The following is a 19,539-nucleotide window of genomic DNA, read 5'->3' on the forward strand; positions in this document are numbered from 1 at the left end:
TGGTCTTGGTGCTGCTTGCGGGCGCAACAGGCGTGATCCCGACAAAGTTTGGGCCTGGCGGAGACTGTGGTCCGCGCGGGATGACCCTGGCGGATACCTGCGACTAGTCCACCATCTCCTTCAAGGTAGGCTCTACGCCCTTGAAACCGCTCCAGTCTTCGACGAAGCCGCCTCCTTCTATGATCCACCGCCAATAGGGCAGTGTCGCAAACGGCAACATCTGCGACATGCGGTTGATATCGGCCGATGCGAGGTCGAGATCCCCAGAAATCCCACGTGCGGGAATGCCGAGCAGTTGTGCGGCATCGGTTCCGAGTTGGAACGAAGGTCCGAGCACCGACCCGAAGGCATCCCTGTTCGCATACCGCGAGGCGGGTTGCCGCGCATCCGCGTCGGGATTGACCAGGCGACCGCCTGATGAGGCAAGGGCGAAGAAACCCGGCCCGCCCAGCTTCTCCCAGATATTGTTGATCTCCATGCCGACCGAGAGAATGCCCGAGCGTTCAAAGCCTTCAGCGATCCACGTTCCGGGGTTGTTGGAGACCGGGCGATTGGACTCCATCTGCTTGAACCAGTAGGCGGCCATGCCGAGGGCCGACATGCCAATCGTGCCCGTGACGAACGAGCCGGGACCTTCCTGCAATCCGCGCATCAGCACGCGCTGGTTGGACGCGATGGCGAAGCTCTTGAACTGCAGCAGTGCGCGCCCGGGCGGCGTGTGGGCGAACAGGGGCACGTCAGCCACGCTCTTGGTGACGATGACGCTGTCGACGTCCTTGTTGAGCCCGCCGGCAAAGGCTCGGCGCGCGCCCTCATCATCCCAGCGCTCGATACCCGGAATATGGACGTTGCCTTCCACCTGGCCGAACTGGTCGAACTGCCTGGCGATCCGCTCGGCCATGAACTCGTCGATGCCGAGGAAGCCCATGTAGCGGCGCTCATCATCCGCCATCTTGGCATAGTCACCGGCCTTCACGTTCTTCAGGATGCGATTTTGCACCAGCACAGAGGCAACCGCCTTGTGCATGTCGTTCCAGAACGGCAGCAGCGTCATGCGCGAGAACGTGGCGCCCATGTTGTCGATCAGCCGCTCGAAAGGCGAGTTCATCGCATAGGGGTCTGCAAGCTCGGCCATGGTGGCGATGCGCGACTGAAGGGTGCGCTCCGTCACGGCGCCCATCAATTTGGCATCGGCGACCGACAGCTTGATTGCATCGAGATTGGTGATCAGCGGGGCGATGCCTTCGCCCATGTATCGGCCCAGGCCGTGAACCATTGCCGGGCGCACAGCATCCGTCAGCGACGAAATCAGAACGCCGCCGAGCTGCCGCATGAAGTTGAAGGTGCCGGCCGTGCGGAGGACACGGGCAAAGTTCGTGTGCTGGCTGTCGAGCTTGTATTGACCGCGGAGCAGATCGCGGACGCCAGCCAGGTCTTCAACGTCGCTTCGTTCCTGCTTGGTGAGCCGGTCGAGCGCCTTGGTCTTGCCGGCCTCGTCCAGATCGGACGCATGCACCTGTTCGCGCAGGAGGCGGTAATCCTCTTCCAGCCGGCTCAACTGGCCTTGCAGAGTGGGCTTGCCCGGCCCGCCGAGGCGCTTGTCCATGCGCGTCAGTTCTACATCGGCCGCCATGACGCGGGCATAGCGCCGGCCGATCAGTTCGATGTCGTGTTCGAGGAAGTCTTCCACGAGATGGTCGGGAATGTTGAAGGTGCGTTCCTTCAGCGGCCCACGCGCCGACATGGTCATGTCATAGGACGGCATGCCCTGATTGGCGCGGCCTGTCAGCTGCGAGAAGATGTCATCGACAATCCCCTTCACATAGTCGGCCCGATCCTCAGGCGACAGGAATTCAGGTATCTCCTGCTTGACCGTCGGCACCATCGGTTCGAGCTTGTCGGCTTTCACCTTCAGCCCGGCGATGCTGGCCTGCATGCGGTCGAGATCCACCGACTTGGCAGCGAGTTCGGCACGGATGCTGTCATTCGCCTTGCCTTCTGCCTCCATGCGTTTCAGCGCATCGACACGCTTGCGCAGGGAGCGTTCGGAGAGCTTCGCCTTGAATAGGTCGCGCTTGGTACTGGCATAGTCGACGACCAGGCTGACACGAGGTGAGGCGTTGGCGAGGTCGCGAACGCCGTCGAGTTCAAGCTCCAGTTTGGTCAGGCCCTCGCTGAGCGTGCGGGCGTCCATAGCCGAGATGTCGCGCTCGTTGATGATCTTGTCGCTGGCCGTGTCAAATTCGCCCAACTCACGTTCGAGCCGCGAAATCCGACTGTCCAGCCCTTCGAGGTTGCCCTCGGCGCCCATGACACGGTCGATGAAGTCGCGAACCTCCTTGACCGATACATTCGGCGACAGGCCCACGTCTTCCAGCCACTTCGCTGCCGTCTTGTCGAGATTGTCGAGCAGTTCGGCCGCAGCCTCTTCGTCCGCCGTGCGCAGCGGTGCGCCGCCGAGTTCATCGCGGATCGCCTCGATGATCGCGCGCGGGTCCACGTAGTCGGAGCCATCGCCAGGCAGGCGGGCAAACATGGCGTCTTCGGCCTGAACGAAGTTGTCGACATCACCGATACCGCCGTCCTTCTTGAATAGGCCGGGATGCGTCTTCGGCGTGATGTCCATGGCGCGCAATTCGCCGTCGAGCTTCGAACCAACGCGAACGCCGCCCTTGCTACGGATCAGTGCCAGTACCGGGAAGCGCTCGGCATAAGACAGCTTGCGGCCCGCAGAGCGTTCGGCCTTGCGGACCTCTTTCACGGCGTCGACCATGACGGCGTTTTCGTCCATGTTCCGAAGGCGCTTCACCAGATCGGCCGGCGCGCGGGTCTTCATCACATCGAGGCGCGTCTTGCGCAGCCCTTCCAGGGAAGCGTTCTTGCGGTCGCGGATACCCCGGCGCTCATTCAGTCGATCTTCGAAGCCGTCGAGCCTGTCGGTTGCCTTGGTCAGGGCCTCGCGCTGCTTATCGGCATCGACAATCTTGTTGCCGATCCTGATCTCGTCGGCCTTGAATTCGAGGTGCGCAAGCTGCTCGTCGATCCACGGCTTCACTATGGCCTTGAACCGGGCTTCGCCGGCATTCAGCCGCGGCGCGTTCCAAAGGCGTGTCAGGTATGACGTTGCCGTCTTGACGTTCACGTCGGGCGGCAGGAGCCCGGCCGCGATAGCCTGCTCCTTCAGTGGATCAAACAGCGATGAGCGCCAGGAAACCGCGGCCTTCGACACGGCGTCGTTTTCGCCCACGTCGCCCCGACGCATGGCCTTGCTGACAGCGGTCCTGAATTCCTCGGCGGTCATGTTGAAATCAGGCGTCTTGCGCGCTTCCTCGTAGATGCCGCGCATTTCGGTCAGGCCCTTGGTGAGGGCGCCACGGTCCCAATATTTGACGGCGCTTTCGACGGCGAGATTGCCTTCGCCGCGCACGTTCTTTTCGAGATAGAAGCCGGTTTCCGCCATGTCGGCCATGATCGATCGATGCACGGCAGACGGGCTATGAGCGGCACGCAGCAGCGGGTTGAGCCGAGCCGTAGCCAGGCCGACACCCTTGGCGCCACTGGCAATGTCGTAATCTTCCAGCACAGGGCGTTCCACGGCAGCGGCACCCGCGCTCTGACCTTCAGCCAGGCCAGATCGGAACTCGGCCATTGCCTCGCCGCTGTCGTCACTGCCGGCCATGGCACGGTCGACGGTAGCGAACGCGGCCTTGCGCTCAACAGCCGAGAACAGCACGCCGGCACCAGAACCGAGTAATGCACCGAGCACTGCGCCTGCACCCAACGACAGAGCGCTTTCCGCCAGCGGGCGGGTTTCCTGCGTGGCCTGCAATGCTATCTCGGACACGCCCGCGCCGAGCGCGCCGGCAATGCCCGTCGAGACCGCAGAACGTGCGATGGTCGCGCCGGTCGTGGCACCACGCACCAGCGCACCGCCAGGCAAGAACGATGGAAGGTCGATTGCCTGTGCGCCGAACTGCGCAAATACCGAAGTGAGGCCGCCCGCGTCGAGAATGCGGCGGTCCTCCTGCTCCATGTCGATCTGGCTTTTCAGGGCATTAAAGGCCTTGCGATTGAAGACGTCCGCGAAACGCTGCCAATGCGGCTCGTAGCGCGTCCCCTGAATTTCACCCCAGAGCACATCGCCGGAGAAGCCATCCTCTCGCGTTGCCCGGTCTACGCCCGCCATCTTGTTGTTGAGCGCCGAGCCGATGGTGTTGTCCTGGCGAAAAGCCGCTCCGATCACCGACATGGTGTCCGGGTCGAGTTCGGGCTCATCCGTCTGCGAATAGTCGAGCGGACGAAAGGCGCCCAGCGCAGGGCGTTCACCGGGATACTCAATTTGCGGCATCATCACCCCACACGGCATTGTTGATCGTGCGCTTGCGCGCCATGCCCGGGCTGTCGGGCAGTGTCATCGGATCGATGGTCGCTTCCGGTTCGGCTGGCTTCTCGTCGGACTGGCGGCGGATCGTGGCCGCCTCAGAGCGGCCAAGCTCGCGGGCTCCTTCAGCCGCACGCGCTTTCATCCAGTCAGGGCCGACGGTCTCTTCGAGCGCACGGTTAGCAGCAGCCTCGCCACTGCGTTCGGCAGTGTTGGCCGCGTCATTGCGCCCACGCTCTGCAAGGAAGCGTTCCCTGGCCGCGCCAGAGGCCTTTGCGCTTCGATCCTTGATGGAGGCATCATCGACACCCCAAGGAGCGCCGAACACCTCGCCAACCTTCATCTGATCGCCGTCCCGGTACTGGTAGAACAGCCGATAGCGCGGGCGCCGGCCCGCCTCGATGTCGGCGCGGGTTTTGTCGGTCGCCAGGATCGCCACGTTCTCCACCTTGCGGTCGAGCTTTGCGGCGAAGTCGCCGGCCGTCTTCATGGCATCTTCGCGCAGATAGTCGAAGTTGCCACCGATCGCGGGGTAATGAAGTTCTGGGGGCGAGCGCATGAGGTTCGGCGCGCCTGATAGGTTGCTGACGTTCCAACGGACCTTGAGGTCAGCCAGCGCCGCAGCCTTGGCCGCACCGGCATCGCCGCCCTTCTCGTAGAATTTGTCTTCGGCAATCTCTCGGTATTCGGCCAGCAGCCCATTGGCATGCTCAGGGATGACACCAGCACCAGGCTCAGATGCGAACATGCTGGGGTCAAAGGCATCGGTGACTTCCGACAAGGTCAGAGCCTTAGCGAATTTGTCCGCTTCCGGCTTCAACACCTGCTTGTTGGCCTTCACGGTCGGGTCAGTCATGCGCAGGATGCGCGCCGCAGCGTCTTCGCCACCCATGCCCAGGTCGTTGACCATGTGCCGGAACATCGCGAGCTTGTCGCGCGCGCCGGCTCCACCTTCGAAGGCGCCGAACGAGACCGGGGCAAGCGCTTCCAGTAGATCAGCCTGAGACATTGCCGCGGCGAACTGGGCCGGATCGGTCGACGCCACACCCTGGCGCACCTGAGCTTGAACACTCTTGGGAATGTAGCCGGTGGACCGAACAAAGGTCTCGGTGATGACCTGTACGGTTTCAGGCGTGGAGGCCTTCATCATGGCGTCATAGGCCTTGTCGCCGTTCTTGCGCTCATCAGCATCGAAGCCGTTCACGGCCGCGCTAGGGTCTTGGGAAACCACCTTCGAAACGAGGTCGCGGACATCGCCGTCCTCTTTCGTCTTGGTCCGAAGCGCCTTCAGCAGCGTGGCCTTGTCGCCGTCGTCGATGCCAGCCATGAGGATCTGTTGATCGCTGACCACTTCGCCGGTCTCGATACCGAGCGAGAGCGCTTCCTTGAAGGCGGTGCGCTGCGCCGTGACCTGAACTGCAGCGTCCCGATCCGCGACCTCTTCGGCCTTGACCGCCTTGTCGTACAGGACGGCGCGGTCTTCAAAGGACAGGTCGGCGTATTGCGGGGCAACCTCGGGCACATACTCGCCGCCAAGCAGCGCCGCCGCCTTCTTCTTGTGGCCTTCCATCTGGTAGGCGACCTTGTCAGCAACCGTGCCAGGTGCACCGCCTGCCTTCATGTCCGACCGATCATAGAGACCGACATGACCGGCGTTGATCGCCGAATAGACATCCAGCAGGCCCATACCCGGCCTGACGCCGGCATCCTTGAGATATTGGCCCACGGCGCGCATCTGGTCAGCCACCGGCATTCCCTGCGTCACGCCATACTTGCGGCGCTGCGGCTCACCCCACTGGATCAGGCCGCGGTGCTGACCATGCTTGGTGGTCGGCCCCTTCTTCCACGGATCGAATGTGCCGCCGGTCTCGTACGAAATGACGGTAGCCAGGATTGCGGGATCTATGCCGATCTCGGCCGCAGTGGTCTGGATTGCGCCGGCCATTCCCTTGACGTCGACCGGAGCGCCGACGCCGAGCTTGTAGCGAGCTTCCGGCCCGTTTTGGCGCTCGTCAATCGTCCACAGCGCTTCAGCGCGGCGCTTACGCCACTCACGCTTTGAGATATCGACATCGATGGCAGAGCGCCCCGACGAGGCGGCGAGCGCGTCAGCTTCGGCGTCGGCCTCCTTCCACCCATCAGGGTTTTCGTTGAGCCGGCCAAGGATGACGTTCTGGCCATCGTCGACCTTGACCTTGGCAACGCGGTCCCTCTCGGCAACGGAGAAATCCTTCGCCTTGCTCGTGATCGCGCTTTCGAGACCGAAAAGACGCTGGTCGTATTCCGGGCGCAGGGCCTCCGGCACAGTGCCAATGAAGTCCTTGGCCGCCTTGAAGTAGCTCTCGCCTGCCGAGGTCTCGAAACCGTCGGCGCCCACCGGTGCCTTGATGACGGCATCGGCGAAAGCCTTCTTCTGGGCATCCTCGAACTGCAAAAAGCGGCTGTGCGTCTCGAACTTCTGCTGGTCGTCGACTTCGGCCTTGCGCTTTTTCTCGCCGGCCCGCATGCCGGCCGCCATGGACTGCATGCCCTGGCCGAGCTGAGCAACACCCCGACCGATGGACGAGGTGTCATAGGATGCAATGGGGCGGCCAGAACGACCGCTGGGCGCCGCGCCGAGTTCTTCAGCGCCCGGAAGCTTCAGAGCCATCAGTAATATCCCCCGGCATTCGCCTGTGCCCAAGAGCCGCTATATCGGCCCCGGTATTTCGTGGTGGCACCAGCGCCCCAATCCTTGGAGAATGAGCCCACGCCATCCATGAGCGTGCCGGCCGCGCCGAACATGGCGCCCGTCATCGCGGCTTTGCCTTCCATGCGTGATGTCGCTGCCTGCGCACGGCGACCCTTGGCCCGCTCATCGCCGCCATAGCGGATCATGCCCTCCTGATAGGCGCCCTCTTGGACAACGTCGCCAGCCAGGTCGAGGACGGTCTCATCCAGCGCGCCGAGATTGGACGACGAGGCGACGGCCTGCTGTCGTGACAAGATGAAGTCGCGCTCCTTCTTGACCTTTGCGGCCTCACGCTGCGATGCAGCCTTTTCTTCTGCCGCCTGCTGCTCAAGCTGCTGGGCTTGGTATTCGGAAGCGGTCTTCTGCGCCGCGCCCGCTGCAAGTGTGCCAACCGCCGAAACAGCAGTGCCGACCATGCCGAGGATCGCGCTTAGGCCGAGATCTGCCATGACCAGATGTCTCCTTCTTCATGCTGAAAACCGAGACGGCGGAGCCAGTTCGGGGCTGTGGGTTCGTCAGGATCGCAGCGGGCAATGATGCGCTTATGCTGCTTCTTGGCCGTCTCGATCAGGTCGATGGCCGTCTTGTGCATGGTCTTGCGGAGCGGTCTCGCTTCGTCGCGCAGATTGCAAAAGGCGATGACCTTGCCCTGCGTCAGCCAGAAGCCGGCCACGGCGACCAGCTTGCCGTCGACAAAGCCGGCAATGCCCTTGACGGTCGGCAAATAGCCTTCCTGGCCGTACCAGTCGGCTAGATGCTCATGAGTGAGCGGGACGATTTCCGGGGTCATGCCTTGTCGTGCGTCTCGACGGTGATCACCGCGGCCTGCAGCATGCACGGCTTAGGTGCCGTTGCCCGCATGCAAAGCCGGCTGTCGGGCTTCCACTCACCCGGAAACGGCGTTGCCGGCTCTTCGTAGTCGGTGAAGATTTCGTCCAGGTCGACAGGACGGCCCTGATAGAGCCGTGGCAGCTTGTCCATGTTCACGAAGTCCCGGCCGAACTCGATGCCGTCATTGTGTGCCAGGCCGAGGATCACGCCGACATAGTTGACGCGCTTGATCTGGTTGAGCGCAGTTCCGGCAGCTGCGGCATAGGCCAGCTTGGTCGACTTGTAGAACGCCTGGTATTTGAGCCCGACCATGACATCGGCATTCGTGACCGACGACGTCATCGCTATGCCGCCGCCTGCGACCGTGTATTCGCCGCGGTACTTCCCCGCCGCCCACACCACCACCTGCCTGCCCTCAAGGTGGGACAGGCCAGTGACATCGGTGCCGGTGACGCTGGGGATGATGACGAAGCTGTCGGCCTGCTTGTTCATGGTGCCGCCGACGCAATCCGCCTCCATCGCCATCTTTTCGAGATAGCGCTTGGTCTGGCCATTCACGGTGCGGCGGACGCGATAATAGACTTGGTCCTCATCCTCACCGGGGAGCACCGACACGCTTTCGACAGCGCCGTTGTCCGCCATGCGAATGCGCGACCAGCACGTCACGTCCTCAGTCGGCTCATAGGTCAGGAGCACGACGGTTCCATCATCGAGCCAGACGTGAATGCGAGTGTCCGGCTGGCGCTGGACGGCGATGCCGACCACGTTCGCGCTTCCCGTCAGGTCAGGACAGAGAAGCGTCAGGTCGCGCGGCACGTAGTCGTAGCTGTCTGTGTCAAAGACCAGCTCGAACAGGCGCTTGCCCGATCGCTGAGCGAAGACACCTCGGCTGTCCACCTTCGCCGCATTGGCGCCCTGGCGTGACCCCTGGCTTGAAGGATCTCCGGCTTGAGCGTTCTGCGGCGTCAACGGCTCATCAATGGACGTGGATTTGATCGAGAACTCTGTGCCGGGCGTCCCGACGATCAAGCGGCCGAGCGACAGCATGAAGTTGATGGTGTCCACCGGGCCAGCTCCAAGGGTGCGGTTCACGGGACCGGCATCACCTTCAAAGCTGGGGTCGAAGTTCTCGTAATCGTCTGAGACCGACCCAATGAACCGGGTCTTGCCGGCCCACCAGATGCGGCCCTTGTGGAGGGAAACGGCGCTTGGCCAGCCTTGGCGGTCGGACCAGATGCCTTCTTGCCAGTCGTCGGTGAACTCGCCGACGGCGAAGGGCTGCAAAATCTCGATGTTGGCGCTGGTCGGGGAGCTGTAACCAACCACCCGACAAATCCCATGCGCACCGTCGCCTCGATAGTCAATCGTGACCTCTGCGGCGCCGGACGTGTAGGCACCCGGCTTGAAGCCGACCCGATACCACTGGATGACATTGTCCAAGGTGGCGCCGGGAGCATGGGCGGTCGTGCCATTGGTTGTGAACGTGACACCAGAGACGTCGATAAAGCCTTGGTCGGGACCGTCATAGGATCGCTGAAGGGTAAGCGTGCCCGCCCAAGTCCCAGCCCGGGTGATGCTGAAGTCGTTGTCCGCTCCAACACCGTTCACGCGCCAGGCACCAGTGAAGGCGCTTTCCGCTCCAAGCTTGAACTTCTGGCTCCGGCCGCCATGAAAGAGACGGAACAGAGCCCCGACATGCGAGGGCTTGAAAAACGGGATGTCCGACTGGAGCGTGGTATTGCCGGCGTTCGCACCGGGCTTCAGCCTCACGCGAGCCGAACGACCGATATAGAACGGCCCGCTGGTGGGCTGGTAGAGTACCAGCGACCAGCTATCTGTCGCCCTGCGTTCGATGCGGCGCTGCTGATAGCCCTTGCAGGCGAGGAAGACGACGTCTGCCGACTGATCCCACCGAACATAGGGCAGATCAGCGCTTGCCCACGGCACGTCAAGTTCCATCGTGCCAGCCGACGCGACTTGAATGGACGACACCAAGCGGTCGATGTCGCGGTCGCTCTGGAACTGGATCCAGAAGCTGCCCGAGGGCGTGAACGCGAGGCTGTGCGCCCCGGTGCGCAGGGACGTTTCGGCGATGTAGTCATCGTCGCCAGCGGTCGAGCCGCAACGGAACGTCACGGGGCCACGCGAGACAATGATGTTGAGAGCATGCCGCTTGTTGGCATCGCCGCCCGACACAGAGATCTGTCGCCGGCAGACTGCGAGCCCTCCAATGTTCACCGCATTGAGGACCAGTCCCGAGCCGCCGAAGCCCAGCGTCCCGCCGTTCGTTGATGCGTCGGTCCAGTTGGTCGACGTTGCAAAGCTGCTGTTGGAAATCGTGGTCGCGACAGCCACACGCGAGACCAGAACGTCATTGACGCGGACCCGCATCTTGCCGTTGGCGAACTCGATCAGTGCGGTATCGTCGGTTGCCGCGATGAATGGCACATCAATCGCGAAAGCGTCGTTGCGGCTTGATCCGAGGTAGCTGAAGCCAGGCCGAAGAGCCATCGAGCCGGCAGTCTTCGGCAACCAGTTCTCCATGACTTCGGCGGAAAGCCTGATGCGGTCGACGTCGACGCGGGCAAGCGCCGCTTTCGAGACAATGCCACGGTTCCAGGCAAGCAGGGGGGCGTTGGTTTTAGGCATCAGCGGCGCCCATGTTCACGAGAGCGACCGCCACGGCTGGCGACCAAGCGACCAGTGGGCGGGAACTTGGTCACCGGCTCATTCATCACGTCGCGGTTGGAAGCGGTCTTCCACGCCTCCTTCTTGGCCTTGCTCAGCCGATCCATCTTCTCATTGGAGCCGGTGATTTCCTCGCACGTCGCGACTGCGAGCGATGTCTCGACGTAGGCGACGAAGCTTTCCGGCCAGCGGCCGAGGTCGAGCCCGAAATCAGGATCGCTCGAGATGTAGCGGACGAAGATTGTGTCGATGTCGGCCAGCCAGAAATCGGTGCGGTCATCGTATTCCAGCAGAGGACGCCGGCCGTGCGCGTCAACCGTCATTGCCGCGGTACGCAGCCAGTCGTCGGGCTTATCGAACACGAACTTGAAGCCGATGGTGCTGTCGACGGAAGGACTGGTTTCAGCCTTGCGAAACCGCATTGCGAAGTTCCACAGCCCAGCCTCAAGGCATGCCTTCACTGTCTTCGCATAAGCGAAGTCGAGCGCGCGCCGGCCCTTGCCCTCGTCAGTGAGGGCAGAGAGACGCGGTTGGCCCAGGAGGATCAGGGCGCCGTTGTAGAGGCTGAGCTGGTCGGTCATGGATCAGGCCGCCAGTTTGCTGCGCTCGGCGATCCAGTCGGCCGCCTCGTCCTTGGTCTCAAAGCCGTCCTGCAGCACCTTCTTGTCGGTGATGCGCACCGCCTGCCACTTCGACTTGGGGCCGCCCCAGCGCACTTCATTCTCGGCAGGCTTCTCGATTTCTGCCTGATTGGTCAGGAGCGTGACGCTGATCATCGCCATGCGCGCGCCGCCAAACCCGCCAGCGCCCACTTCGACGACAAGGATTTCCGCGAACCACGAGCGGTCGAACGCCATCACTTCGAGGCGGTCATCGACGCGCAGCTGTTTAGCGACGTGCACCCAATACCTTGGGTCAAGCAGGCTGTCCGGCGTGTCGTCGATGCCGGTGGTGATGCGATAGAGCGTGCGCTTGCTTTCGGCCAGCGCGAGGCCGTTGACGTGAAGGGGCATCGGAAGCTCCAGATTGAAAAGGGAAAGGCGGGAGCCGAAGCCCCCGCCGTCTTGGTCGGACCCGTTAGTCGGTGTCGGTCGCCGTCAGTGCCGTGCCGTCGGCAAGATCCACAGCCGAAGCCGTGGCGGCATTCACGAACGTCAGCGAAGTGGCCGACGTGTCGGTGTCGGTGATGATCACCAGGTCACCGGCACGCATGCCGAGCTTGAAGCCGTCGGTGAAGTAGCCCGAGACACGAGCGTCGGAGAGCGCATCGGCGCTGTCGTATTTCCAGATACGACCGCCAACGATGCCCTGGCCGATCAGCTTGGGAGGGTTCGAGGTTGAATAGGCCACTGGTCAGCCCTCCTTACGAGGCAACGATGGCAGAGCCATCGTGGTTGATGACGCAGACGCCGCCGTTCTGAAGGAGCTCGGAGCCCATGAAGCACGTGGTGCGTGCGTATGAGTAATCCTGCTCTTCGTCGTAGCCGACGACCGAGGCGAGAGTGTCCTTGTCGCACGCATGGCCGATGGCCGAGCGATGGTAGACAAAGCACTTCTCGGCATTGGTGCCGACGCCGGGGACGTCCGGGTGAACCAGCCAGTTGACACCCGCCCAACGCAGAACACGCTTCAGAGGGCCACCGGCGAGCGGGGCCATGTCGACGTAGTCGCGAGAGGTGAAGGTCGTGTCACGCATGAAGTACGTGTACATGGCCGGGGAAATCAGACCCCACATGTTGTCGATTTCCTGCACCGGCACCTTGGCCAGGCCGAGGATGCCGATTGCCTTGGTGACCAGGGTCAGCGAACCGACCGCCGCAGTGCCCGTGTCGTTGGTGCCAGTCGCCAGTTCGGTGATGATGTCCGCGTCGATCTTGCGGTTCATAACCTTCAGCGTCGTGTCCTGCATGATGCGCTTCTGGTCGCCCTGCGAGGCGAACACGTTGAAGCTCGTCTTGCGGACCAGATCATGCCACTCAACCAGCGTTGCAGTCTTCTGGCTGAGGTTGTCGGCACGGGCCGGGATAAGACCGTTGACGCCGCGCGTGGATGCTTCCGCGCCGCCGCTATCGGCGACAAGGAACTCTGCAGTGTTGCCCTTGCGCACAAATTCCGTCGTCACCGACATGCGCAGCGGGCTTTCACCGGACTCGAAGCCGGCGATATATTCCTGTCGGTACTGTTTCTGGAAAGCCGTGTCGGCCATGGTTCCAGTCCTTCAATGTGAGGGATCGGAGCCGTAGGCAGGTTGACCGCTGGTCGACGTCGCGGGTTGTCCGGATTGCTCCGGGCCGCTGTGTCGCCCTTCGGGGCTGATTTCGGGCTTGTGTTGGGAGTGCCTAAGACGGAGCCGCTAAGCGGGTTGGCCGTCGGTTGGCAGGTATCAGGCCTTGAGCTTGTCGCGGGCCGTGATCAGTTGACGATAGCGCTCCTGCGCTGCCGTATCCTTGTGCCAGGCAACGCGGTCGCTGCCCATCCGTTTTTCCATCTGGGTTATTTCCGCCTGTATCGTCTGAAGGCCAGTGCCGCCAGGCGTCAGGACGGTTGCCATGGGGTTCTCAGCGACAGCCTTGGCCGCGAAGAAGCGCAACACAGCAGGGTGATTGCCGATCTTGGAGCCATCGGCCATGCGACCGCCGAAGAGATTGCCGTAAAGCTCAGGGTCGACGCTGTCGAAGTAGGGCCGCATTGCTGCGAAGTTGCCGGCATAGTCGCCGCCCCACTCCGACTTGAGCGTGGTCTCGGCCTCCTTCTTGAAGGCAGTGTCCTGTTCGGCCTGCTGGAACTGAACTTCCTCCTGCATGGCATAGTATTCGTCGACCATGGCCGACATATCGGCCGGCGCCACCCCGCTCTTGATCGCCCGTTCGGCAAAGGCACTGACCACAGGAAGGTCAGCTTCGCCGATCTGGCGTTTGTCGGGCAGGACGATGGCTTTGACGTAATCCTCGACCTTGTCGGGGATATTGTTCTCCTTGCGGAAGGCCGCCCATTCTTCGTCGGTTGCCTTGTCGCCGGGCTTGCCCTTGGGCTTCACGCCTTCGGATATCTTGCGCTGGGCCTCTTCCTGCGCCTGAAGCAGTGCCTCCGGCGATGCGAAGCGCTTCAGACGTTCCAGACGCTTGGCGTCATCCTTGGCCAGCTTCTCGCGCCAATCGTCGCCCCATGGGCCAGCCTGTTCCGTGGGCTTTACCTCAGTCACCGGTGCCACTTCAGAACCAGTGACAGCAGGAGCGGGCTTCCCAGCTTCTACCGTGACGACAGGAGCCGGCTTGGCGACTTCTGTGGTTGCTTGAGCGGGGTTTTCGACCGTAGTCGCGCCCGCTGCGAGCGTGTCTTCCGACATTGCTTATCCTTTCGGGAGGTCAGGTTTGAGATCGGAGATGGAAACATTGACCAGCTTGACCAGCTGAAGCCCGACGTTGCGGCGCCCGGCGAGATAGTCGCTCGCATCGGGAGCGCCAGGCACGAAGGTCTCGTCATACGTGCTGGCTGCTTGGGTGATGATCCAGTTCATGCAGGCCATCTGCTGACTAGGCGTGGCATTGCCAGCAGCGACCGCCTTGACGGCTTCCGCAATGGCCACCGTGTAGACCGCTGGCGCGATGGGGTTGCGCCTCATGCGGCACCTGCCAGCGCCTTGACCATCGGTGCGGCCTTGTTGGCTACTTCGGCGACACCACCAACGTCAGCGGCCATGGAGGCGGCCTGCTGTTCCTGCTGCATTTGCTCGACGGCAGCGGCCAGGCGCTTTTCATCGTTCAGCCAGCTTTCCGGCCAGCCGATCCGGCGCAGCATGTCTTTGACGATTTCCATGGGGTTGGCGAGCTTGGCCACGGTCGGGTCGAAGCTGGCGCCGGCCGATATGATCTCCATGCCTTCCGAGAGCTTTGCCTTGAGCGTGTCGCCTTCCAGATCGGTGATCGGCGACTTGAAGGAGAACTCGACACCGGCACCTTGGAGCGAAGGCGGGATTTCGTTCGCCGGGAATGCACCCAGCGACCGCATCACTGCGAACGTCTCGGAGCATAGCGGCTCTGAATATTCAGCCTCGATCGGTCCGAAGATCGGGATTTGCGAGCGCATCTGCTGCTCGACAATCTTGCGGACCTCATAGGCCGTCTTGCCGCTGGTCTCAGGCAGGCTGATCTTGTCCAGCATGAAGCCAAGGCGCTGGCGCATGGCGAAGCGTTCCGCCATGTCCTGTCCGAACGGGAGGCCAGAGGGGTCGCTGTTGACCGGGCGCAGCGCCTCGCCCAAGCGCTCATCATATTCGGCATCGATCCAAGTGATGCCACCGGCATAGAGCCCGATATCCCCACGCACGGCATCGAGCGTGGCCACCATGGCAGGGTCGACCGCCTTCTCACCGGCTTCGAGCAAGATCCGTTCGATGGTCTGCGACGTGCGGCCATCAGCCAGGACGATGGAGGTGAAGGGCGAGGCACCGTACTGCGTGCCGTCGACAGAGAGACCACGAGGGATGACATAGCCGCGATAGGTCCGTGGGATGTTCTCCAGCACCTCGCCATGATCGGGCATGACCCACAGCGACACATACGGCTGATCGGCGCGCACCTTGTAGCCGACGTCATAGGCGTTGGACGGCACCACCACATGACGCACCTTGGCCGTCGTGTATGGGTTCTTCTCGGCATCCTTGCGGAGGGCTTCGGGCACCTTGTCGCCGAACTTGGCAACCAGATTGCTCAAGGTCGACGTGTCATTGCGGTGAATGTCGGTAACGGCGCCCTTGAAGTCCTGCGACCAGGCGCAATCGCGCAGATGCCAGTTGCGATAGAACAGGTTGCGCCGGTCTGGCGCCGCACAGACCTCGACAACACCCTGGCCGAACGTCACGAAGTCGTGGTCGCCTGCCACCGTTGCCCGGTAAAGCTGTGCTCCCGTCGAGTACATGACACTGCGCTGCAGCTTGGTCGCGTATTCCAGCCAACCACGCGCATCGCCGTCCTTGTTCCTGGCATCGTCCAGCGCCTTGATGCTGAAGAAGTCTTGCGGCCGCATCATCGGCTGGAACAGGTTGCCCATCTCCCGGCGATACAGAGCGCCATCAGACGAGAACGAGCCTGCCGCGTAGTCTGCGCCCATCGTCATGGGAGACGTGAACGAAGCCCGCTCGTAATAGAAGTGCTCGGCCAACTCCTGCCACAGGCAGAGCAGGCCTACTCGCTCCGTGAACAGGCGATTGCCGTTCTCGATGACAGTCTGAATTGCGGGCGAAAGGGTCAACGTCGTAGCGCCTTCATCTCTGTTTCGAAGAGGGCGGGCCATCCTGCTTGCGCAGCCGTCAACGTCAGCGGCTCAAGGCGCAAATCGTCGGCCGCTTCGTCGTAGGCAATGAGAATGACCCGAGGCAGACGCGTGAGCCGACCGTGCGCCTCGACAGCCGCGGGGTATTCCGGCGCGATGAAGATCAGGTCACCCGGCTTGTAGACCCGATCACCGTAGGAGATTGTTCGCTCGCCCATGTCAGGCTCCGAGCTTGCCGGTCGAGCCCATCAGGTTTTCCGACATGATGGTGCTGTCGCGACCGCCACGCTGGCGCTGCTCAGCAATCTTGCGGCGGCGTTCGGCCAGGATTGCGGGGTCTTCAGGATCGGGCATGCGGGTAGCAGCCTCAACCTTGGGCATTTTCGGCTTGAACAGATTGGCCATGACAGGCTCCTTTCAGAACATCAGGGAGAAGAAGGCGACGGCAGTGGTCAGCCACGAGGCAACCGCAAGCGTCCTGGCAGCGGTCTCACCCACCTCGTTGAGTTCGAGGTCGCACAGTTCCTCGCAGACGAAGGCCAGAGCGCAGGTTGCGGCCACCATCATGACTGCGAACGGCTCATTCCAAGCGATGCCGGCAGCGGCCAGGACGAGCATCAGCACTGCACCAGCGGTGTTCTGGTTCATCGTCTTCCAACCTTGTGTTTGGCATAGCCGAGGGTGACTTGAGGCAGGCGGCCGCCCAGCGCTTCGGATTGCATCTTCCTGACCGCGAGCTTGTTGCCCTCCGACCAAGACATGATGACCGCATCGCCCCTGTCGGGTGATCGGCCCAGCCGCTTCTTGATCTCGGCCTTTTCTTCGATCTGCACCTTGTCCTGGCCGACTGGCTTCCAGCGCACAGCAGTCAGGTCAGCGAGCAACAAAGGGTCAGGCGGCAGTGCGATGACCGAGCCGCCTTCCTGCGACGGGTCCAGAGCCTCACGAAAGCGCCAGTGCGCTTCAGCTCGCTTATTTGCGAAGTGGAATTGGCCGTCGGCCGACCGAGCAGTTGAACCGTTCGCTCCGTTGTAGGGAGCCACAGCGACACCGTTGTCCTTCAGGAAGGTGACAGCGCCGCCACCGTAGCCGCCACCCACGTCGATGATGACGCCGGCGCCGTCCCTGCGATGGGAGAAGACCATTGCGCCTATGCTAGGGCCGTCGGGTGTCTCCACACCCTTCTTGACCGCCAGCGGGGCGAACCATGTGCCGTATCGAGCAGCAAGCGTGCTGTCGTCAGCGCCACCCTGTGCCACGTCGACGGCCAGTGCCGTCATCTTGAAGCCCCGGAACCCTTCCGAATTCCACCGGGCTTGAGCCTGCTTGATCCACTCAGCCGGGATCAGCTGCCATTCGTCGTCAGCCCGTCCAGCAAGGAAGTCACCGTAGAGCAGCTGCGAGCGAAGGGGCTCAGGAAGCGACTGGAGCCGGCCGCGATAGCCTGCATCCACATATGGATTGTCATCGAGGCTTGCCGGGATGAACGTCCGCGACATCGCATCGTAGGTTTCGCCGTTGCGCTCGTATGTGCCCGGCCCATCGACCCATTCTGTCACGCTGGCGACGACGATTGCCCATCGCAGTTCGCCGGGCATCGCCCGGTTCGGATAGTTCGGATCGAGCCACGGCGCGAACTCTTCAATCATCCAGAGCCCATCGCCACCGCGTGGCGGGTTTGAGCCCAGAATGACGCGGCAGCGCTGGCCTTCCCTTGTGGTGCGCAGCCAGCCGATGAGCGAGAACACCTGTTCCTTCAGGAACTCGCCAGCCTCGTCAAATGCGAGGTAGTCCCGGGCGTTGCCAGCGTGCTTGCGCCAGTCGTCGGGCTGCTTCAGGCCGGCGAACTTGATCCTGCCGCCATTGTTCAGCCGCCACACGTTGTCATTGCCGCCAACGAACTCGCCATGGCCGGTGAGGATCTGGCGCGAGAACTCTATCAGGCCGTCAAGCTGGGAGGCTTCACGCCGAAGGATGAGCCCCGACATGTGATTGTTGGCAGCACACCCGACTTCCAGAGCCGATTTGCCGCCACCTGCCTGCCCACCATAGAGCAGGATATCGGCCTTGCTTTCGAGCGCTGCTGTTTGAGGGCCGGGATTGGGTCGAAACGGCTTAGCAAGCTCTGCCGCTGCCATCTGGACCAGTTGCCCGCGATCCTCTTCGGAAAGCTTGCTGATCACGGCCTCAAGCGAACGCAGATCGAGCGCCGCTTCAGCCATCGGCCTTCAGGCCCTTGCTTAGGACATAGGCGACTGCCTTGGCCAGTTCTCGGTCGGACGTGTCGGCCAGCGGCGTGCCGTCCGGGTTCTCATGGGACACGCGCTCGCGGAAGGCCTGCACGTCCACGTGCTTGCCGATCAGCTCCACGCGCTTGATGCGGTCGGACAGCCTGATCTTGCGAACGACGCCGACCGGCTCCTTCTTGCCGTCGACCGTTTCGAACTCCGTCAGGGTCTCTATGCCGGCGACGAGGCCCTTGCGCCATATCTTCGGCCATTCCTTCATGGGCTTCAGGTGGCCGTTGTCGTCGTAGAGGTCAGACAGATCGGCCTCAGCCTCTTCAGCCAGGCGCGTCAGCACCCAATCGGCATCGATCTTGGTGCGCTCGGACCGGGCTTTCAGGCCAGCGGCGACAGCTTCGCCCACCTTAGCATTCGCTAGCAGGCGGGCGCCTTCGACAGATGCGCTCTTTTCCGCATACCCAGCCCGGATAGCGGCTTGCGTCGCGTTCAGGTCGAGGACGTATTCCTCAACAAAACGCGCTTGTTTGACAGTAAGCTCAGACATTGGTTCGCTCAGCGCGCTCCGTTAATTGGAAACTCCAAGACCTCAGCGGGCTTGAGGCAGAGGGAAGGGAATTCAGAGATGAGCGAGACGAAGCCAATCGTCGGCTATGCGGTTTACCCGCCAGTGTTGCCCGGTCTGCCGTATCTCGCCGTAACTTTTCTGCCGGACGGCAAGGTTGAGGCGCGGCGGTTCGAGAGTGAAGAGGCGGCAGCGTCCTATGTTGACGAGCTTGCTAAGGGGCACAGACCGCAATCGACCAAGCATTGAAGCGGTCAGACATCGCCGTCCCTGTATTCGAGCAGGCGGTGCTTGAGCCGTTCGTTCGCACCGATCAGCGTTGCGATGTTGATGCCAGGTTCGAACGCCGACTGGGTGCAGCCTTCATTGTCGACGGCTGCAATGGCAATGCCGAGCAGGTCGCCGCGCTCGGCAATCTCCAGCATGTTCTTGAGGGTTTTAATGACGCCGTCACGATGCTCTTGCGTCTTGGGGACGAGGTGGACGACCGGTGGGACTGGCTTGGTTTTCATTTGCGCGATACCTTTGAGGACCAACCAGGGGGAGGCCCGCCATATGGGCGACCGGCGGATGCACGCACCAGGAAAGGGGGCCGCGATGGACTTCACGCAAGCTAAGCGGGAAGTGCTGGCCAGATGGCTGGCATTGCCCGAGCATGAGCGGAAGGCAAAGACCCTCAATGAAGTCGCCAGGTTCGCGATGAAGTTGGGGCAAGAAATGCGTTTCGCCGTAGGTGAAGGCGTAGACCGTGACGAGATCATCAACGGCTGGCTGCAGGCCGAATGGCGTGCAAGTCGGCGCAAATAACCATGCTTTCCCGAAGTGAACC

At 62.4% G+C, this 19,539-nt stretch carries 20 protein-coding genes; 2 read left to right on the top strand and 18 right to left on the bottom strand.

Annotation, left to right across the window (positions count from 1 at the left end; translation table 11 throughout):
* Positions 1 to 103: 103 nt before the first annotated feature.
* The 17 genes from WHT83_RS06220 to WHT83_RS06300 all read right to left on the bottom strand — a co-directional run bounded on the left by WHT83_RS06220 (position 104) and on the right by WHT83_RS06300 (position 18,692).
* The gene (locus WHT83_RS06220) at positions 104 to 4,348 is read right to left on the bottom strand and encodes a hypothetical protein (protein WP_406873289.1); all 4,245 of its coding nucleotides are present in this window, start codon (positions 4,346 to 4,348) and stop codon (positions 104 to 106) included.
* Positions 4,335 to 7,031, bottom strand: coding sequence for a hypothetical protein (locus tag WHT83_RS06225; protein WP_406873290.1), 2,697 nt, complete (start codon positions 7,029 to 7,031; stop codon positions 4,335 to 4,337). Before WHT83_RS06225 ends, WHT83_RS06220 begins: the two co-directional genes overlap by 14 nt.
* Entirely contained in the window at positions 7,031 to 7,561 is a 531-nt protein-coding gene (locus WHT83_RS06230) for a hypothetical protein (RefSeq protein WP_406873291.1), read from the bottom strand. Before WHT83_RS06230 ends, WHT83_RS06225 begins: the two co-directional genes overlap by 1 nt.
* Entirely contained in the window at positions 7,543 to 7,902 is a 360-nt protein-coding gene (locus WHT83_RS06235; RefSeq protein WP_108609392.1) for a hypothetical protein, read from the bottom strand. Before WHT83_RS06235 ends, WHT83_RS06230 begins: the two co-directional genes overlap by 19 nt.
* A complete protein-coding gene (locus tag WHT83_RS06240; RefSeq protein ID WP_406873292.1) occupies positions 7,899 to 10,475 on the bottom strand; it encodes a hypothetical protein in 2,577 nt (858 codons plus the stop codon). Before WHT83_RS06240 ends, WHT83_RS06235 begins: the two co-directional genes overlap by 4 nt.
* Positions 10,476 to 10,591: 116 nt before the next feature.
* Positions 10,592 to 11,212 carry a hypothetical protein gene (locus WHT83_RS06245; protein WP_406873293.1) on the bottom strand — a complete coding sequence of 207 codons (621 nt, stop codon included), beginning with the start codon at positions 11,210 to 11,212 and terminating at the stop codon, positions 10,592 to 10,594.
* A 3-nt stretch (positions 11,213 to 11,215) separates the two neighbouring features.
* The gene (locus tag WHT83_RS06250; protein ID WP_406873294.1) at positions 11,216 to 11,644 is read right to left on the bottom strand and encodes a hypothetical protein; all 429 of its coding nucleotides are present in this window, start codon (positions 11,642 to 11,644) and stop codon (positions 11,216 to 11,218) included.
* A 64-nt stretch (positions 11,645 to 11,708) separates the two neighbouring features.
* Positions 11,709 to 11,981 (bottom strand): hypothetical protein, encoded by a 273-nt coding sequence (locus WHT83_RS06255; RefSeq protein ID WP_108609396.1) that lies wholly within the window; start codon positions 11,979 to 11,981, stop codon positions 11,709 to 11,711.
* Between the two features lie 13 nt (positions 11,982 to 11,994).
* Complete coding sequence (locus WHT83_RS06260; RefSeq protein ID WP_406873295.1) at positions 11,995 to 12,837, bottom strand: phage capsid protein; 843 nt, start codon at positions 12,835 to 12,837, stop codon at positions 11,995 to 11,997.
* A gap of 177 nt (positions 12,838 to 13,014) precedes the next feature.
* A complete protein-coding gene (locus tag WHT83_RS06265; protein ID WP_406873296.1) occupies positions 13,015 to 13,977 on the bottom strand; it encodes a hypothetical protein in 963 nt (320 codons plus the stop codon).
* Between the two features lie 3 nt (positions 13,978 to 13,980).
* On the bottom strand, positions 13,981 to 14,253 hold the full coding sequence (locus WHT83_RS06270) for a hypothetical protein (protein ID WP_406873297.1): 273 nt from the start codon (positions 14,251 to 14,253) through the stop codon (positions 13,981 to 13,983).
* On the bottom strand, positions 14,250 to 15,881 hold the full coding sequence (locus WHT83_RS06275; RefSeq protein ID WP_406873298.1) for a portal protein: 1,632 nt from the start codon (positions 15,879 to 15,881) through the stop codon (positions 14,250 to 14,252). Before WHT83_RS06275 ends, WHT83_RS06270 begins: the two co-directional genes overlap by 4 nt.
* Positions 15,878 to 16,120: a hypothetical protein gene (locus WHT83_RS06280; protein ID WP_406873299.1), complete on the bottom strand. Its 243-nt coding sequence runs from the start codon at positions 16,118 to 16,120 to the stop codon at positions 15,878 to 15,880. Before WHT83_RS06280 ends, WHT83_RS06275 begins: the two co-directional genes overlap by 4 nt.
* Before the next feature lies 1 nt (position 16,121).
* A complete protein-coding gene (locus tag WHT83_RS06285) occupies positions 16,122 to 16,307 on the bottom strand; it encodes a hypothetical protein (protein WP_108606079.1) in 186 nt (61 codons plus the stop codon).
* 12 nt (positions 16,308 to 16,319) lie between these two features.
* Positions 16,320 to 16,550 (bottom strand): hypothetical protein, encoded by a 231-nt coding sequence (locus WHT83_RS06290; RefSeq protein ID WP_406873300.1) that lies wholly within the window; start codon positions 16,548 to 16,550, stop codon positions 16,320 to 16,322.
* Positions 16,547 to 18,124, bottom strand: a complete 1,578-nt coding sequence (locus WHT83_RS06295; RefSeq protein ID WP_406873301.1) for a terminase large subunit domain-containing protein — start codon at positions 18,122 to 18,124, stop codon at positions 16,547 to 16,549. The genes WHT83_RS06290 and WHT83_RS06295 overlap by 4 nt, the downstream gene beginning before the upstream one ends.
* Entirely contained in the window at positions 18,117 to 18,692 is a 576-nt protein-coding gene (locus WHT83_RS06300) for a terminase small subunit (RefSeq protein WP_406873302.1), read from the bottom strand. Before WHT83_RS06300 ends, WHT83_RS06295 begins: the two co-directional genes overlap by 8 nt.
* Positions 18,693 to 18,770: 78 nt before the next feature.
* Between WHT83_RS06300 and WHT83_RS06305 the strand changes: the two genes are divergently transcribed.
* Positions 18,771 to 18,959 carry a hypothetical protein gene (locus WHT83_RS06305; RefSeq protein ID WP_406873303.1) on the top strand — a complete coding sequence of 63 codons (189 nt, stop codon included), beginning with the start codon at positions 18,771 to 18,773 and terminating at the stop codon, positions 18,957 to 18,959.
* A gap of 5 nt (positions 18,960 to 18,964) precedes the next feature.
* Here WHT83_RS06305 and WHT83_RS06310 read toward each other — a convergent pair whose 3' ends face one another.
* On the bottom strand, positions 18,965 to 19,222 hold the full coding sequence (locus WHT83_RS06310; RefSeq protein ID WP_406873304.1) for a hypothetical protein: 258 nt from the start codon (positions 19,220 to 19,222) through the stop codon (positions 18,965 to 18,967).
* A 43-nt stretch (positions 19,223 to 19,265) separates the two neighbouring features.
* Here WHT83_RS06310 and WHT83_RS06315 point away from each other — a divergent pair, with 43 nt between their 5' ends.
* Positions 19,266 to 19,517 carry a hypothetical protein gene (locus WHT83_RS06315; protein ID WP_406873305.1) on the top strand — a complete coding sequence of 84 codons (252 nt, stop codon included), beginning with the start codon at positions 19,266 to 19,268 and terminating at the stop codon, positions 19,515 to 19,517.
* The last annotated feature ends 22 nt before the right edge of the window (positions 19,518 to 19,539 follow it).

This window comes from Aminobacter sp. P9b (assembly GCF_045345995.1).
GTDB lineage: Bacteria > Pseudomonadota > Alphaproteobacteria > Rhizobiales > Rhizobiaceae > Aminobacter > Aminobacter niigataensis.